Annotated in this window: 18 protein-coding genes; 17 read left to right on the plus strand and 1 reads right to left on the minus strand. The window is 45.0% G+C overall.

Features of this window, described 5'->3' with window-relative positions:
- Nucleotides 1–62 precede the first annotated feature (62 nt).
- Entirely contained in the window at nucleotides 63–1,031 is a 969-nt protein-coding gene (locus AAV35_RS06115; RefSeq protein WP_040609058.1) for an asparaginase, read from the minus strand.
- A gap of 59 nt (nucleotides 1,032–1,090) precedes the next feature.
- On the opposite strand from AAV35_RS06115, the gene prsW reads away from it, so the two are divergent.
- The 17 genes from prsW (at nucleotide 1,091) to aroC (ending at nucleotide 15,244) form a co-directional block, all read left to right on the plus strand.
- Nucleotides 1,091–1,765 (plus strand): glutamic-type intramembrane protease PrsW, encoded by a 675-nt coding sequence (gene prsW, locus AAV35_RS06120; protein ID WP_008587466.1) that lies wholly within the window; start codon nucleotides 1,091–1,093, stop codon nucleotides 1,763–1,765.
- A 106-nt stretch (nucleotides 1,766–1,871) separates the two neighbouring features.
- Nucleotides 1,872–2,513, plus strand: coding sequence for a flagellar brake protein (locus AAV35_RS06125; protein ID WP_008587468.1), 642 nt, complete (start codon nucleotides 1,872–1,874; stop codon nucleotides 2,511–2,513).
- Nucleotides 2,514–2,574: 61 nt separating this feature from the next.
- Nucleotides 2,575–3,255 carry a (d)CMP kinase gene (gene cmk, locus AAV35_RS06130; RefSeq protein WP_008587470.1) on the plus strand — a complete coding sequence of 227 codons (681 nt, stop codon included), beginning with the start codon at nucleotides 2,575–2,577 and terminating at the stop codon, nucleotides 3,253–3,255.
- Entirely contained in the window at nucleotides 3,252–3,836 is a 585-nt protein-coding gene (locus tag AAV35_RS06135; protein ID WP_008587473.1) for a lysophospholipid acyltransferase family protein, read from the plus strand. Before cmk ends, AAV35_RS06135 begins: the two co-directional genes overlap by 4 nt.
- 103 nt (nucleotides 3,837–3,939) lie before the next feature.
- Nucleotides 3,940–5,082 carry a 30S ribosomal protein S1 gene (gene rpsA / locus AAV35_RS06140; RefSeq protein ID WP_008587474.1) on the plus strand — a complete coding sequence of 381 codons (1,143 nt, stop codon included), beginning with the start codon at nucleotides 3,940–3,942 and terminating at the stop codon, nucleotides 5,080–5,082.
- Nucleotides 5,083–5,174: 92 nt separating this feature from the next.
- A complete protein-coding gene (fni, locus tag AAV35_RS06145; RefSeq protein WP_008587476.1) occupies nucleotides 5,175–6,188 on the plus strand; it encodes a type 2 isopentenyl-diphosphate Delta-isomerase in 1,014 nt (337 codons plus the stop codon).
- Nucleotides 6,189–6,396: 208 nt separating this feature from the next.
- A complete protein-coding gene (gene der, locus AAV35_RS06150; RefSeq protein WP_008587477.1) occupies nucleotides 6,397–7,707 on the plus strand; it encodes a ribosome biogenesis GTPase Der in 1,311 nt (436 codons plus the stop codon).
- A 21-nt stretch (nucleotides 7,708–7,728) separates the two neighbouring features.
- Complete coding sequence (locus AAV35_RS06155; RefSeq protein WP_008587479.1) at nucleotides 7,729–8,769, plus strand: NAD(P)H-dependent glycerol-3-phosphate dehydrogenase; 1,041 nt, start codon at nucleotides 7,729–7,731, stop codon at nucleotides 8,767–8,769.
- Nucleotides 8,770–8,912: 143 nt separating this feature from the next.
- Nucleotides 8,913–9,110 carry a DUF2768 domain-containing protein gene (locus AAV35_RS06160; RefSeq protein WP_008587482.1) on the plus strand — a complete coding sequence of 66 codons (198 nt, stop codon included), beginning with the start codon at nucleotides 8,913–8,915 and terminating at the stop codon, nucleotides 9,108–9,110.
- 13 nt (nucleotides 9,111–9,123) lie between these two features.
- Entirely contained in the window at nucleotides 9,124–9,846 is a 723-nt protein-coding gene (locus AAV35_RS06165; RefSeq protein ID WP_008587484.1) for a hypothetical protein, read from the plus strand.
- Between the two features lie 311 nt (nucleotides 9,847–10,157).
- Nucleotides 10,158–10,430 (plus strand): HU family DNA-binding protein, encoded by a 273-nt coding sequence (locus AAV35_RS06170; protein WP_008587486.1) that lies wholly within the window; start codon nucleotides 10,158–10,160, stop codon nucleotides 10,428–10,430.
- A 120-nt stretch (nucleotides 10,431–10,550) separates the two neighbouring features.
- Nucleotides 10,551–10,781 (plus strand): trp RNA-binding attenuation protein MtrB, encoded by a 231-nt coding sequence (mtrB, locus tag AAV35_RS06175; RefSeq protein ID WP_008587489.1) that lies wholly within the window; start codon nucleotides 10,551–10,553, stop codon nucleotides 10,779–10,781.
- Between the two features lie 24 nt (nucleotides 10,782–10,805).
- A complete protein-coding gene (locus AAV35_RS06180; protein ID WP_008587492.1) occupies nucleotides 10,806–11,588 on the plus strand; it encodes a heptaprenyl diphosphate synthase component 1 in 783 nt (260 codons plus the stop codon).
- 14 nt (nucleotides 11,589–11,602) lie between these two features.
- Nucleotides 11,603–12,307 carry a demethylmenaquinone methyltransferase gene (locus AAV35_RS06185; RefSeq protein WP_008587494.1) on the plus strand — a complete coding sequence of 235 codons (705 nt, stop codon included), beginning with the start codon at nucleotides 11,603–11,605 and terminating at the stop codon, nucleotides 12,305–12,307.
- Between the two features lie 24 nt (nucleotides 12,308–12,331).
- On the plus strand, nucleotides 12,332–13,306 hold the full coding sequence (gene hepT / locus AAV35_RS06190) for a heptaprenyl diphosphate synthase component II (protein ID WP_008587497.1): 975 nt from the start codon (nucleotides 12,332–12,334) through the stop codon (nucleotides 13,304–13,306).
- A 79-nt stretch (nucleotides 13,307–13,385) separates the two neighbouring features.
- Nucleotides 13,386–13,832, plus strand: coding sequence for a nucleoside-diphosphate kinase (gene ndk, locus AAV35_RS06195; RefSeq protein ID WP_008587499.1), 447 nt, complete (start codon nucleotides 13,386–13,388; stop codon nucleotides 13,830–13,832).
- A gap of 245 nt (nucleotides 13,833–14,077) precedes the next feature.
- Complete coding sequence (aroC, locus tag AAV35_RS06200) at nucleotides 14,078–15,244, plus strand: chorismate synthase (RefSeq protein ID WP_008587501.1); 1,167 nt, start codon at nucleotides 14,078–14,080, stop codon at nucleotides 15,242–15,244.

Here is a 15,244-nt window from a genome sequence, read left to right on the forward strand (position 1 = left end):
GTTACCGAGGGGGTTTTTTAATGTTTCTACAAGGTTTTCTTCAAAGATTATCATGCCGGGATTTACTGGAACATGGAAATGATTTCTGCCCGGTTATTCGTCATTTCAAGGGCCAGCATTAATTTTATTCTTGCTTTAGGTCCATTCAATCCATTTGCGAAAATCAAACCGATATCTTCAAGGTGTTTCCCGCCGCCTTCGTAAGCGTAAGTGGGCTGGACGAATCCCTGGTAACAACGGGATACAACCAGTACGGGCACCCCTGCTTCCACTGCTGCCGTAAGCGAACCGATCATGGAAGGCGGAACATTCCCCTGTCCTAAAGCTTCAATTACGAGACCATCCACCCGAGAGTCCAGCAGGGAATCGATAATGGAGCCGTCCATACCGGCGTATACTTTCAGCAGAACGACGTTTTTAGACAGTTGTTGTACAGGGTAAGCTTCTCTGTAAGTGATTTTATGGTGAAAGAAAACTTCCTGTTTAGTCGTAATACCTATCGGGCCGTACTGGGGGCTCTGAAACGTAGCAACGTTACTTGTGGAAGTTTTGGTTACACTTTTAGCAGTATGTATCTCGTCATTCATAACTACGAGCGTTCCTTTTTCGTGCGCCTCATCGCTGCTTGCTACCCGGACGGCAGTGATCAGGTTGTACAGGCCGTCCGCCCCAATCTCATTAGCGCTTCGCATAGCTCCCGTAACGATGACGGGCTTTCTCGTCTGCAGAAACAGGTCAAGGAAATATGCAGTCTCTTCAAGTGTATCTGTTCCGTGAGTAACGACTATTCCATCGAACTTCTTCTCGGTGAACCGTTCATGGATCAGCTGTCCAAGCTGAAGCATGTGGCGGGGCTGCATGTGAGGGGAAGGAACGTGAAACGCAGCTTCATCGGTGATGTTGGCTATGTGTTTCAAGTGTTTCGTTGCTTCGGATAACGGGTGTTCCGAAGTAGTATTCACTTCACCGGTACTGGTGTTTTCCTCCATCGAAATCGTGCCGCCTGTATGGATAATCAGTATGTTTTTCATCTGTGTACCTCCATCTCCCATAGTCTCTACCTTTTCCTGTCATCTCATGATAATATGAAATGGAAGGAATGGAAAGCGGGGCATTGAATTTGGCATTACTGATTACTGCAGTCGCGCCGATAATAGCGCTTATGACATATATATATTTAAATAAAAAAATGGAACTGGAGCCGCTCTCTCTTATTATCCGGGTGTTCATCGTCGGGTGTCTGTTAGTTTTCCCAATCATGTTTGTTCAGTACGGGATCGAACAGGAACAGTATTTAACGGGAACGGTATGGAAACCGTTTTTGTCGGCAGGCTTTCTTGAAGAATTCTTTAAATGGTTCTTTTTTTTATTTATCGTTTTCAAACACGAAAACTTCGATCACCACTACGATGGAATCATTTACGGAGTATCTTTGAGTCTCGGGTTCGCCACTGTGGAAAATATAATTTATATCTTTTCGAACGGTATAGAAATAGCATTTCTGCGTGCGGTATTCCCGGTGTCCTCCCACGCCCTGTTCGGTTTGATCATGGGGTATTACATGGGGAAAGCGAAATTCCGTACAGACAGAAAGAAATGGTGTATAGCTTTCGCTCTCGTGATCCCGGCTCTTCTCCACGGATCCTACGGGTACATGGTGAGTTTACCCGCATGGCTGTACAGCCTTCTCCCTTTCATGGTGATTCTGTGGGTAGTTGGTTTTCAGCTGATCAAGCTTGCAAATACTCATCATCTTCAGGGATAGTAGCCTTTTTGTACTAGAAAAGTAATTTTTTATCATTTTTAACTTCTATTTATGCTACTTATTTGCGATAATATTAGTACTAAGGGCTCAGAAAGGGTGGAGGTCAATGATTGAAGTTGGAACAGAACTGGTTTTGACTGCAGAAGAAAATGAGGAGTTTTACTGTAAAGTGCAGGAAGTGGAGAAAGAAAAGCTCTATGTCGACTACCCTGTCCACAGCGAAACGAGAAAAATCTCTTTTTTTCTGGAGGGGACCGAATTTAAAGGCAGCTATGTAGGTAAGGACGCTGCAGTCTATCAGTTCGAGACACAGGTGGTTTCCAGAAAGAAGCTGACTATTCCCGTTCTGGAGATTACCTTCCCGGGACAGGAGTTCCTCAAAAGGATTCAGCGGCGAAGATACGTAAGGACGAAAACTTCCGTAGACGTTGCCATCAATACGAAAGACCGTAACTACCATACGGTAACCGCTGATCTTAGTGGAGGAGGTGCAGCTTTCGTACAGCCTGTCGACGCTCAATTCAATAAAGGGCAGCACATATATGTCACGATGGTTTTACCGATGAATTCGGGCGGGTACAATTATGTAGAGACGGAAGCTGTCATTATACGTCAGGCGGAACCGAGAGGGTCGACTCCGGGAGTTATTTCAGTCAAGTTTGAAGGACTTGCCGAAAAAGACAGACAGACAATTATAAAATATGGGTTTGAACAGCAAAGATACATGAAAAACATGGAGTACAAGTGAATAGATGATAGTTCTGTGTTATTCTGACACAGTACTATATAAGCGAACGGAGGAAGGATTTATGTGTGACACAGTTTCAATAGCTATCGATGGCCCGGCAGCCGCCGGAAAAAGTACAGTGGCCAGGAAAGTGGCTCACGCTCTTACCTACATATACGTCGATACCGGCGCGATGTACAGAGCGCTGACGCTTAAAACGATAAAGGAGGGGGCGGACCTTTCTTCCGAGGAAGAAGTGCTGGAAGTGCTGATGAAATGCGACATTCAATTTGAGCAGACGGATGAAGGTCAGCTTGTATTTATAAACGGAGAAGAAATTACGAAAGAAATACGTACGGATGAGGTTACAAGAAACGTCTCGGCCGTTTCCAGTTATCCGGAAGTGAGGATCGAAATGGTCAACAGACAGCAGAAGATGATTGCCGGCCAGAATGTAGTGATGGACGGAAGGGATATAGGGACGAAGGTTATCCCTGAGGCGGACCTGAAGATTTTTATGGTTGCCTCGGTGGAAGAAAGAGCAAGACGAAGGCATGAAGAAAACACCCGTTCCGGATACGAGAGCGATCTTGAGGTGCTGATGGAGGAGATCAAGCGGAGAGACGATATCGATTCCACCAGGACTGCTTCTCCCCTCGTTAAAGCGAAAGACGCTGTGGAAGTGGATACTACATCATTATCCATCGATAATGTGGTCGAGCAAATATTGGACCTTGTCAACGAGAGGGTGAACTCCCGATGAAACTTTACAAACTGGCCAGAAGCCTGGTCTCCGTTATTCTTTACCCTTTATACAGGATTAAAGTCGTGGGAAAAGGGAACATTCCGAATGAGGGTCCTGTAATTATATGTTCCAATCACATTTCCAATTTCGATCCTCCGGTAGTGGGAATCACTTCTCCCCGTACTATCCATTTCATGGCCAAGGAGGAATTGTTCGAAAAGAAGGTGCTCGGTTCTCTATTGAATAATATTCACGCTTTCCCTATAAAAAGAGGAATGAGAGACAGAAACGCTCTGCGGAACGGTCTTAATATTTTAAGCCAGGGAGAGGTTCTCGGTCTGTTTCCGGAAGGATCAAGACAGCGGACAGGGGAAATCGGGGAGGGTCTGACCGGTCTCGGATTCTTTGCGCTGCGTTCGGAAGCGGTAGTGGTCCCCTGCGCCATCATAGGTCCTTACAAACCGGGAAGAAGACTGAAAGTGGCCTACGGGGAGCCGATTGATCTGACGTCTTTCCGGGAAAACAAGTCAAGTGCAAAAGAAGTGACGGATTATATCATGGAAAGAATCAGACAATTGTATAAATTTCATCAACAATAAGCGTCTATCGCTTGACAAAAGCGTGCAAATATTAGAAGTTAGACAAAAGGATATTTTTAATAATGACAAAGTTGTGTCGGAATTTGAAGGAGGTAGTCTCAGTATGGATGAAATGAATCAAGAAATTTCTGGAATGAAAGAATTTAACGAAGGTGATCTTGTAACGGGGAAAGTCGTCAAAGTAGAGGACAAACAGGTCCTCGTAGACGTAGGATATAAAGTTGAAGGGATCGTTCCTATAAGTGAACTGTCCAGCCTGCACATTGAAACAGCTTCAGATGCTGTAAAAGAAGGCGACGACATCACACTGAAAGTCAAAAAAGTGGAAGATGACGAAATCGTCCTTTCCAAGCGTGCAGTAGATGCAGATAAAGCCTGGGAGGATCTGGAGACCAAATATGAAAACGAAGAGATCTTCAACGCGGAAGTCCAGGACGTAGTAAAAGGCGGCCTTGTCGTTGATATCGGCCTGCGAGGGTTTATCCCTGCTTCACTCGTAGAAACATACTACGTGGAAGATTTCGAAGACTATAAAGGTAAAGAACTCAGCCTGAAAGTAGTTGAGCTGGACCGTGAACAGAACAGGGTCATCCTTTCCCACCGTGCGGTAGTCGAGGGTGAAGAGAAAGAACAGAAACAGAATGTTCTACAGTCCCTTGAATCCGGACAGGTCGTTGAAGGTACAGTGCAGCGTCTTACCGATTTTGGAGCTTTCGTAAACCTGGGCGGCATCGACGGACTTGTGCACATCTCCCAGCTTTCCCACGAACACGTAAGCAAAGCTTCCGACGTGGTCGAAGAAGGACAGAAGATCAGTGTCAAAGTTCTTTCGGTAGATCGCGATAACGAAAGGATTTCCCTCTCGCTGAAAGAAACGCAGCCGGGACCTTGGGAAAATATCGGAGATAAAGTGAGCCAGGGTGATGTACTGGAAGGTACAGTACAGCGTCTCGTTAACTTTGGAGCTTTCGTGGAAGTCCTGCCGGGCGTAGAAGGACTTGTACACATTTCCCAAATTTCCACCCGTCATATCGCCAACCCTCAGGAAGTTCTGGAAGAAGGGGAGACGGTAAACGTTAAAGTTCTTGATGTGGACGAGAATCAGAAGCGCCTTTCATTGAGTATCAAAGAACTTGATGAAGACAACCAGAGAAAAGAAGTTGAATCTTATCAAAAAGAGGAAGATTCCGGTGGGTTCTCATTAAGCGACATGATTGGTGATCAACTGGATAAATATAAAAAATAATCAGCGGAAAAAAAGCAGGAAAGAGAAGCGTGCGTCTATTAACGCACTGTTTTTCCTGCCTTTTTCCTTTGTGTGCAGCCGGAGGTGGAAGGATGAGATCAGAGCGCAAGTTGGATCACATCCGCCATGCTCTTAACCATTCCGAAGGGCCGGTACATTATTTTGATGAAGTGGATATTGTACATCGGAGCCTGGCCAAACTGGATTGGGAGCAACTGGATATTTCTGTTCAACTGGGGGAACTTAATGTAAGTTCCCCTCTTTTTGTGAATGCGATGACAGGTGGCGGTGGTGAAAAGACGAAAGAAATAAACAGAAAGCTGGCTGAAATTGCCGGAGAAAAAAATATTGCCATGGCAGTCGGTTCTCAGATGGCCGCTATTAAAGACAAGGAAGAACGTAAAACATATGAAGTGGTCCGCGAAGTGAATCCAGATGGCATCATTTTTGCAAACGTAGGAAGCGAAGCTACGTGGGAAGAAGCGGAAGTCGCCATAGAGATGTTACGTGCAGATGCCCTCCAGATTCATCTGAATACTGTACAGGAAGTCGTCATGCCGGAAGGGGACAGGGATTTCTCATTCCGCATAGAAAATATTAGAAGAGTGATTTCGGAGTCTCCCGTCCCGGTCATAGTGAAAGAAGTAGGCTTCGGGATGTCCGGAGAGACGGTGAAAGAACTGCAGGCACTCGGATGCCGCTACGTCGATGTAGGGGGCAAGGGAGGTACCAATTTCTCTAAAGTGGAGAATGAACGAAGGGATAATAGTATGGACAGCTTGCATTCCTGGGGCATCCCGACACCTGTTTCCATATTACACAGTTTGGAGGCGGAACATATTATTGCTTCCGGAGGTATACGTTCCGGCGTGGACGGAGCGAAAGCTCTGGTACTCGGAGCAAAGGCGTTCGGTATGGCGGGTCCTCTTTTGAAAACATTAATGGAAGATGGTGAACCGGCACTGCGTGGGAAAATAGACCTGATCCACCACGAGCTGAAATCGGTGATGATGATTCTCGGATGCGAAACAGTCGAACAGCTGAAAGGAAAGCCTTACATCCTGCATGGGGAAACAAAAAATTGGATCAGTCAAAAAGGAGTCTGAATACAGGCTTTTTTTTGTGGGGAACATACATATAGAAGTGTCTGTAATATGATTAAAATGGTCCGGCTGCGCCATTCCATATTATTCGGTATATTTCTGATGCGCCGTTATTAATACAGATTGTCATATTCCCGACCTTCTGCTAAAATGATAAGGTTAAGATGTAGTAAAGTAATTTATAGAGGAAGAAAGAAAGGATGTACCTTTCATGAGGAAATCAACAGTAGCTATAGTAGGAAGACCAAACGTAGGAAAATCTACCATATTTAACAGACTGGTCGGGGAACGGATCTCTATTGTAGAAGATACCCCCGGAGTTACAAGAGACAGAATATACGCTGACGCAGAGTGGCTGAACCATACGTTTCACGTCATAGATACGGGTGGTATAGAACTCGGGGACGAACCACTTCTGGTTCAGATGAGAGCACAGGCCGAAATTGCGATAGAAGAATCGGACGTAATCATATTCATGGTCAACGGCCGGGACGGGATTACTGCAGCGGATGAAGAAGTGAGTAAGCTTCTGTTCAAGTCGAATAAACCCGTAGTACTTGCCGTGAATAAAGTGGATAACCCCGAGATGAGGGAAAGCATCTACGAATTTTATTCTCTCGGTTTCGGTGATCCTTATCCGATTTCGGGTTCCCATGGCCTTGGCCTCGGGGATCTTCTGGATGAAACAATTACTCACTTCCCCGACTTGCCGGAAGAGGTGGAAGATGACGAGACTATACGTTTCAGTGTAATCGGACGGCCCAACGTGGGTAAGTCTTCTCTTATTAACAGCCTTCTCGGTCAGGAAAGGGTCATAGTGAGTGACATCGCCGGCACTACGAGAGATGCAGTGGACACATCTTTTACGAGGGATGACCAGGATTTCGTTATCATCGATACCGCCGGCATGAGAAAACGCGGGAAAGTGTACGAATCCACGGAAAAATACAGTGTTATGCGAGCCCTTAAAGCAATTGAAAGATCGGATGTAGTTCTGGCTCTGATTGACGCAGATACGGGTATTCAGGAGCAGGACAAAAAAATAGCCGGGTATGCGCATGAGGCAGGTAAATCAGTAGTGATTGTGGTGAATAAGTGGGATACTATAGATAAGGACGAGACTTCGATCAAGGAATTCGAAGATGAGGTCCGTTCGGCTTTCAGATATCTTGATTATGCTCCGATAGTTTTCTTATCTGCAAAAACTAAAAAGAGAATTCATACGCTGTTACCTGCCGTCGTGCAGGCCAGTGAGAACCATGCCAAGAGAGTGTCGACCAATCTGCTGAATGAAGTTATCGTGGACGCGCTTGCAATGAACCCTTCTCCATCGATCAAGGGACAGACGTTGAAGATTTTCTATTCCACTCAGGTAGCAGTAAAACCTCCGACATTCGTAGTCTTCGTAAATGATCCGAACCTGATGCATTTTACGTATGAACGTTTTTTGGAAAACAGGATAAGAGAAGCATTCGGATTTGTAGGGACACCGATACACATCATTGCTAGAAAGAGAACATAAAAACTTACGGGAGGGATATAAATGGCCAACATTTCAGTGCTTGGTGCCGGGAGCTGGGGGACAGCTCTTGCCCTCGTTTTAGCCGACAATGATCATCAGGTCCGTCTGTGGGCCCACAGAGTCGAGCATGCGGAAGAAATGAAGAAAACGAGAGAGAATAAGAGATATCTGGAAAATGCTTCCCTGCCTGATAACATTCAGGTATTCGATGACCTTACAGAAAGCGTGGAAGATTCTGATTATATTCTTCTGGCTGTACCGACCAAAGCGGTGAGAGAGGTTTGTCGTTCTCTCATAACGGCTCTCGATTCACCGGCAACCGTTATTCACGCTTCCAAAGGAATCGAACCGAAAACATACAAGCGCGTCTCGGAAGTCATTACAGAAGAAATTCCGGAAGAGAAACGCCGGGCTGTTATCGTGTTATCCGGTCCCTCGCATGCGGAAGAGGTAGCGTTAAGGCAGCCGACGACCGTTACCGTCTCTTCTGAAAATCTTGAAATCGCGGAAGAAGTGCAAAGTCTTTTTATCAACAGCCAATTTCGCGTATACACCTCTCCCGATTTGGTCGGAGTGGAACTCGGTGGTTCTTTGAAAAACATTATTGCGCTTGGTGCCGGTATTTCCGATGGTCTCGGGTATGGGGATAATGCGAAGGCGGCTCTTATAACAAGAGGACTTGCCGAAGTGGCGAGACTCGGGACTTCCATGGGAGCCAATCCTCTTACCTTCTCCGGACTTGCGGGAATCGGTGACTTGATTGTCACCTGTACGAGTTCTCACAGCAGAAACTGGAGAGCCGGTTTCAAGCTCGGTAAGGGAGAGAATCTTCAAACCGTTCTGGATGACATGGGTATGGTAGTTGAAGGCGTGCGGACCACCGAAGCTGCCTTCCAGATGGCTGAAGAGCAGAATATCAATATGCCCATCACTTCGGGAATCTACTATATTCTTTTCAAGGATGCCAACCCGAGGGAAGTAGTGGAACAGCTCATGACCAGGGTCAGACGTCATGAAATGGAAGATCTTGTAGATGTGCTTGATCAGAAGATGAAGAAGTAAGAGACGTTCTTTCATTTAAATAACGGTCACCCTGAATAGAAAAACCGGATTCCCGCATTGCCAGGCGGACCGGTTTTTTACTTTGACCCTTTTAGAAGCTTATGCTAAGATTTTTCTGAAAAGCCAGGTAGGAGTTGGACAATATGTCACTATCATTGATAAAAATGTGGATTTCTTTTGCAGGTATAATACTGATGTTTTTGGCTGTAGGGCTGATTTTACTGAGCAGACATAAGTTGAAAGGCGTTTTCTCCGTAATAACAGCTGTTATAGCTTATTTGTGTATGATTGTAGGAGGAATTATCATTATGTACATAGTACTGAGCGGGCCTACCCCGTAAAGGAGAGAAACAGATGAACACAGTTAAATACCCGATCATGCTTCTGGTATTGGTATTGTTAAGTGGTTGTATGTTCCCTCAATCCGAGAAAGCAGCTAACAGTCTTCCGAACGATGCCCAGCTGGCCCAGGTACAGAATGCTGTCGATAAGTTCAAGCAGCAGCAGAGTGGACGCCTGCCGATTAAAACGAAACCGGAGGAAACTCCTGTCTTTCAGAAATACCAGATAGACTTCACCCGTCTGAAAGAGGCCGGTTTACTGATGGAGATACCCGGAACAGCTTTTGAGAACGGCGGCTATTATCAGTACATCATTATTAAACCGGAGACCGAAGCTAAAGTGAAAGTCGTAGATCTCAGAATAACCGAAAAGATTCGGGAAATAGAAACGAAACTTCATTTTTATGAAGAAAAAAACCAGTTCACCCCCTACAAAGAAAGGATTGCGCCGGGTGTCTACAGCCTGGATCACGAAAAGTTGAATCTGGATGGACCTCCGACTGTAAAAAGTCCATACTCCGGTGAACTGTTGCCGCTGTATGTGAACGGGAGCGGTGATGTATTAATCGATTACCGGAAGGATTTGAACAGCTTTCTTAAGGAATATGACCATTCCTATGACACAGGTGAGGATATAAGATACCTGTTAACGCAGCATTCAGCTGTAGCTCCGGTTTACAGCCCTCCTTACACAATCGAGAACGGGGAGCCGGTGTTTATGCAGCAGGCCCCCTGAACAGAAGAAAAGCTTGCGGAAAGCTGACTCAGCCTGTCCGCAGGCTTTTTTTGATGACTGATGAACCGGATGCTTAAGTTTGAATCAGCGAAATACAAGCATAGTAATTTCAATAAATTGTATTTAAAAGTAAAAATATGTAAATTAACACGTGCAAATACGCCTTATTATTAAAAACCCCTGTAATATCAACGTTTATCGTACGTTTAGCTATTGAAAAATGGAAAGAAGTCGTTTAGTATTGAGCATGTCACCCCGTATTTACGGGGGCTGATGAAGGAGTTAACCTTCTTTGAGAGGAGGTGAATATCATGAACAAAACAGATCTAATCAATGCAGTTTCTGAGCAGGCGGATCTTTCTAAGAAAGACGCTACAAAAGCAGTAGACTCTGTATTCGAATCTATCATGGATTCACTTAAAGATGGTGAAAAGGTTCAACTGATTGGATTCGGGAACTTTGAAGTACGCGAACGTTCCGCCCGTAAAGGACGTAACCCGCAAACTGGAGAGGAAATTGAAATTCCAGCAAGTAAAGTTCCTGCATTCAAACCAGGTAAAGCCCTTAAAGATGCTGTAAAATAAGCTACATAGGGCGTGAAGAAGGGTGCCATAAGAGCACCCTTTTTCTATTAAAAATATTTTTTTTGACATGGTAGTTTATATAAGCGATAGTTAAATAAAGAAAGGTGAGGAGGACAGATGATGAAAGATTCAAATGAGTTTTTTGTAATAAAGGCATTGGAAGACGGGGTCAACGTGATCGGACTCACGAGAGGCAGTGATACGAGATTCCATCATTCAGAGAAGCTGGATAAAGGAGAAGTCATGATCGCCCAGTTCACCGACCATACGTCAGCAGTTAAGGTGCGCGGAAAAGCCGTGATTCAGACGAGCCACGGGGAAATAACAAATGAAAGCGAAATGAGTTTATAACTTACCCTGCGGGGAATGGTACTGATGGCTGCATGTACAGAAAGAAAGGGATTTCTGATGGAAATGAATGACTTGAACAGTCGCATCACCTACTATAAAGAGCAAATTTCATCCTACGCTTATCATCCTTACCTTAGTAAGCACATTGGTGAACCTGCTATAGATGAAAGAAAAATGAAAACTTACATACACTTGTTTGATCATTTACCTGAGCGGAAAGATATGCACGATAACTATCTGTTATCTGTGATGTTCGTACAGATGGCTCTGGATACTCACGATTTCGTTACGGTGGATAACAGTAACAAAGAAGTGGATGAAGTACGCAAAAGGCAATTAACCGTACTTGCCGGTGATTTTTACAGCGGTTTATATTATCATCTGCTCTCACTTATAAATGACCTTGATTTCATTCAGGTTCTCGCCAAAACGATAAGGGAAGTAAACGAGCAGAAAGTCCGTTTATACTACGGAAAGCACGATTCTCTGACTTCGTATGTTCAGACATATAAAAACGTGGAAACTCTGCTTGCCTACAATGTATGGTGTCATTTCATGCCTCCCGGCGACTGTGGCGCTGTAGTGGAAAGTATGTACGTTAAAGGTCTCAACAATTGGGGTTTCGAAAAGAACCAGGCTTTTTCTAAACCTGAACAGTCGAAGAACTATGCGTATGAAATTGCTGACAACATAGAGAAGTATAAGAAAGAAGCCTACGCTTCATTTAAAAATCTGGGTCCTGGAAGCAGTGTTCCGGAAAAATTGTACAGGAAACTCGACGAAGATTTAGCACAAGAATTTAACTGAGGGATGAGATTCTAATGGAGGAAAGAAAAGAAGAACGGGTACACCGCGTGTTTGAAAACATATCCACCCGTTACGATAAAATGAATTCAATTATATCTTTTCAGCAGCACAAGCTGTGGAGAAGGGATGTAATGAAACGGATGGACGTTGCAAAAGGCTCACATGCACTGGACGTCTGCTGCGGTACCGGGGACTGGACGATGGCGATGGGTAACGCGGTAGGAAACAGCGGTCATGTCATCGGCGTGGACTTCAGCTACAATATGTTAGCCGAAGCAGTGAAAAAGAAAATCGAGCAGCCGCACTTTATTAATATAGAATATCAGCACGGAAATGCGATGGCTCTTCCTTTTGAAGATAATACGTTTGATTATGTTACCGTAGGATTCGGCCTCCGTAATGTTCCTGATTATTTTCAGGCACTGTCCGAAATGTACCGGGTGCTGAAGCCCGGCGGGACGGTCGTCTGTCTGGAGACGAGCCAGCCGGAAAATCCGGTTTTCAAGAATGTGTATTATACTTATTTTGAGAAAGTGATGCCGCTTCTCGGAAAGTGGTTTGCGGAGAGTTTCAAAGAATATCAGTGGCTGAACGAATCTGCCAAAAGTTTTCCCGGAAAAATCGAGCTTAAGCGTCTTTTCGAAGATGCCGGCTTTTCCGACGTTGAGATGAAATCCTATTCAGCAGGTGTAGCGGCCATGCACATGGGAAGAAAGTAATTTATACACCAAGGATGAAAGTATATGAAATTAACTAAACTTTATTCATTTTTAAATAAAGACCTTGACGCAGTCGAAATGGAAGTGCTGCATTCGGTTTCTACCGAGGAAAAAGTGCTGCAAAAAGCTTCCAATCAGCTTCTTGAAGCAGGAGGGAAACGTATCCGTCCTGTTTTTGTACTGCTCGCAGGGAAATTCGGGAAGTACGATTTTGATAAAATGAAAAATTGTGCCAAGGCCCTTGAACTTATTCATACCGGCTCTCTCGTCCACGATGATGTGATCGACGATGCCAAGCTGCGACGCGGTGACCTTACTGTAAAAGAACAGTACGACAACCACGTGGCCATGTACACGGGTGATTATATGTTTGCGCTTGCGCTCGAAGCCATGGGCAGCATAGACAATATGAGAGCTCATCAGGTTCTGTCAAAAACGATGATGGAACTTTGTGTAGGGGAAATTGAGCAGATTAAAGATAAAGGGGAAGTGGATCAGAACCTCCGTACTTACTTGCGCAGAATCAAGAGGAAAACCGCTATTTTAATTGCGGAAAGCTGTCGTCTTGGAGCCATAGCAGGAGAAGCTTCCCTGAAAAAAGAGAGAGCTCTGTATAAGTACGGATATAATGTGGGTATGAGTTATCAGATTATAGATGACATTCTCGATATCACTTCATCCGAGGAAGAACTGGGAAAACCGGCGGGGAGTGATCTGATGCAGGGGAATATAACGCTCCCTGTCCTTTACGCCATACAGGAAGATGAAGAATTCAGGGAAGACCTGAGGAAAGCTTTCTCTCATACTTCAACTCTTACAAAAGAGGAAGCGGAACCGTTCATCAGAAAAGTGAAAGAAGGGGATTACATCGACAGGTCGTTAGAGCTCAGTGAACGTTATCTGAAGGAAGCGTTCCAGTCCCTTCAGCAGCTGCCGACAGGGAGACCCAAGCAGGCATTAAAAGCCATCGCCAAATATATCGGTAAAAGGAATTCCTGAAATTGCTTATGTGGATCAAACTTGTTACAATGTAAAAGGCGTATAAGCGCTTACATATTTTACAGTGAGGTGGTTCACAATGGAAAGAACGTTCATTATGGTTAAACCCGACGGAGTACAGCGTAACCTTGTGGGAGAAATCGTTTCCCGATTTGAAAAGAAAGGTCTCAAGCTCGTATATGCGGAAATGACGCAGGTTACGGAACAACTTGCATCAGAGCATTACGCAGAACATAAAGATAAGCCGTTTTTTAAAGATCTCGTAGGTTTCATTACATCCAATCCTTCTTTTGCCATGGTTTGGGAAGGTGAAAATGCGATTGCGATCGGTCGTAAAATGATGGGTGCGACAAACCCGAAAGACTCGGAGCCCGGCACTATCAGAGGCGATTTCGGCCTGACAGTTGGAAAAAACGTGATTCACGGGTCCGACAGCCAGGAAAGTGCGGAAAGAGAGATCGCTCTATTCGCAGGCGGAAAGCCATTCGTCGACTACGAAAAAGACGAAGACAAATGGATTTACTGAAGACCTAAACCGCTTTCATACTGAAAGCGGTTTAGTTTTACTTTTGTGCTTCTACGCTTTACAGTAGAAAAATATTTATCTATTATAAGTGGAGAAGGTACTATTTCCGCAGCCGGGGATCACCGTTACTATTATTCAATCGAAGGATAATCTTTAATAGTATTACAATTTAGAATTTTAAATCACACAACCCGGAAAGTATGTGGTATAGTAGTACGTAAAATTCAAGAAAGGTCGGGGTGAATATGCGCTATTTGACTGCTGGAGAATCTCATGGAAAACAACTGACAACAATTATTGAAGGGATTCCTTCCCATCTTCCCATTACTCAGGAACAGATCAATGGTTCTTTGAGAAGAAGGCAGGGAGGTCACGGACGCGGCAAACGAATGCAGATCGAAAAAGATACAGCTGATATCACTTCCGGTGTCCGTCATGGGTACACGCTTGGTTCACCGATTTCTCTGGTCATACATAACGACGATTTCAAACATTGGACGGATATTATGGGAGAAGACCCTTTTCCTGAAGGTGAAAAGATTAGACGCACAGTAACGAGACCCAGGCCGGGACATGCCGATCTTAACGGCGGGATGAAGTATGGCCACAGAGACCTCAGAAACGTACTGGAAAGGTCTTCAGCCAGAGAAACCGCTGCCAGAGTTGCTGCAGGTGCCGTTGCTAAAGTACTCCTTGAAGAACTCGGAATCAAGGTAGCCGGCTACGTGAGGGAGATTGCAGGGATCGTCAGTCCTTTTGATGAGACTATGCCGATCGATGAGAGAATGAAGAAAGCTGAGGAATCCCCTGTCAACACCCTCGATGACGGCGCAACCGAAGAAATGAAAAAGGCGATCGACGATGCGAAAAAAGAAGGCGATTCGATCGGCGGCGTAGCTGAAGTTTACGTGGAAGGTGTACCTGCCGGTCTTGGCTCTTACGTCCAGTACGATAAGAAGCTGGACGCGAAAATAGGCTTCAGTGTAATGAGTATCAACGCTTTCAAAGGTGTCGAATTCGGAATCGGTTTTGAAGCTGCACGGAAAAACGGAAGTGAGGTTCACGATGAAATAGACTGGGAAGAGGACCGGGGCTATTTCAGAAAGACGAACAGGCTCGGAGGATTCGAAGGCGGTATGACTACCGGAATGCCGATTGTCGTTAAAGGGGTGATGAAGCCGATCCCTACGCTCTACAAACCGCTTCAAAGTGTGGACATCGAGTCGAAAGAACCTTTCTCTGCAAGTATCGAACGTTCTGATTCCTGTGCGGTACCGGCTGCATCTGTAGTGATGGAGCACGTAGTGGCTTTCGAGGTGGCAAAAGCGATTACGGAAGAATTCCCTTCCGATTATTTCCCGCGTCTGAAAGAGGCTCTGGATAACTATCGTGAGGAAGTGAGGAATTTCTGA

The sequence above is a fragment of the Salimicrobium jeotgali genome, assembly GCF_001685435.2.
In the GTDB taxonomy this organism is placed as follows: Bacteria; Bacillota; Bacilli; order Bacillales; family Halobacillaceae; genus Salimicrobium; species Salimicrobium album.

Coding starts and splice junctions, on each gene's coding strand:
- AAV35_RS06165 (WP_008587484.1), top strand. CDS start 9,124: ATGAACACAGTTAAATACCCGATCATGCTTCTGGTATTGGTATTGTTA.
- cmk (WP_008587470.1), top strand. CDS start 2,575: ATGTGTGACACAGTTTCAATAGCTATCGATGGCCCGGCAGCCGCCGGA.
- rpsA (WP_008587474.1), top strand. CDS start 3,940: ATGGATGAAATGAATCAAGAAATTTCTGGAATGAAAGAATTTAACGAA.
- hepT (WP_008587497.1), top strand. CDS start 12,332: ATGAAATTAACTAAACTTTATTCATTTTTAAATAAAGACCTTGACGCA.
- aroC (WP_008587501.1), top strand. CDS start 14,078: ATGCGCTATTTGACTGCTGGAGAATCTCATGGAAAACAACTGACAACA.
- mtrB (WP_008587489.1), top strand. CDS start 10,551: ATGAAAGATTCAAATGAGTTTTTTGTAATAAAGGCATTGGAAGACGGG.
- AAV35_RS06115 (WP_040609058.1), bottom strand. CDS start 1,031: ATGAAAAACATACTGATTATCCATACAGGCGGCACGATTTCGATGGAG.
- AAV35_RS06135 (WP_008587473.1), top strand. CDS start 3,252: ATGAAACTTTACAAACTGGCCAGAAGCCTGGTCTCCGTTATTCTTTAC.
- AAV35_RS06125 (WP_008587468.1), top strand. CDS start 1,872: ATGATTGAAGTTGGAACAGAACTGGTTTTGACTGCAGAAGAAAATGAG.
- AAV35_RS06180 (WP_008587492.1), top strand. CDS start 10,806: ATGGCTGCATGTACAGAAAGAAAGGGATTTCTGATGGAAATGAATGAC.
- AAV35_RS06160 (WP_008587482.1), top strand. CDS start 8,913: ATGTCACTATCATTGATAAAAATGTGGATTTCTTTTGCAGGTATAATA.
- AAV35_RS06155 (WP_008587479.1), top strand. CDS start 7,729: ATGGCCAACATTTCAGTGCTTGGTGCCGGGAGCTGGGGGACAGCTCTT.
- der (WP_008587477.1), top strand. CDS start 6,397: ATGAGGAAATCAACAGTAGCTATAGTAGGAAGACCAAACGTAGGAAAA.
- AAV35_RS06185 (WP_008587494.1), top strand. CDS start 11,603: ATGGAGGAAAGAAAAGAAGAACGGGTACACCGCGTGTTTGAAAACATA.
- AAV35_RS06170 (WP_008587486.1), top strand. CDS start 10,158: ATGAACAAAACAGATCTAATCAATGCAGTTTCTGAGCAGGCGGATCTT.
- fni (WP_008587476.1), top strand. CDS start 5,175: ATGAGATCAGAGCGCAAGTTGGATCACATCCGCCATGCTCTTAACCAT.
- prsW (WP_008587466.1), top strand. CDS start 1,091: ATGGAAGGAATGGAAAGCGGGGCATTGAATTTGGCATTACTGATTACT.
- ndk (WP_008587499.1), top strand. CDS start 13,386: ATGGAAAGAACGTTCATTATGGTTAAACCCGACGGAGTACAGCGTAAC.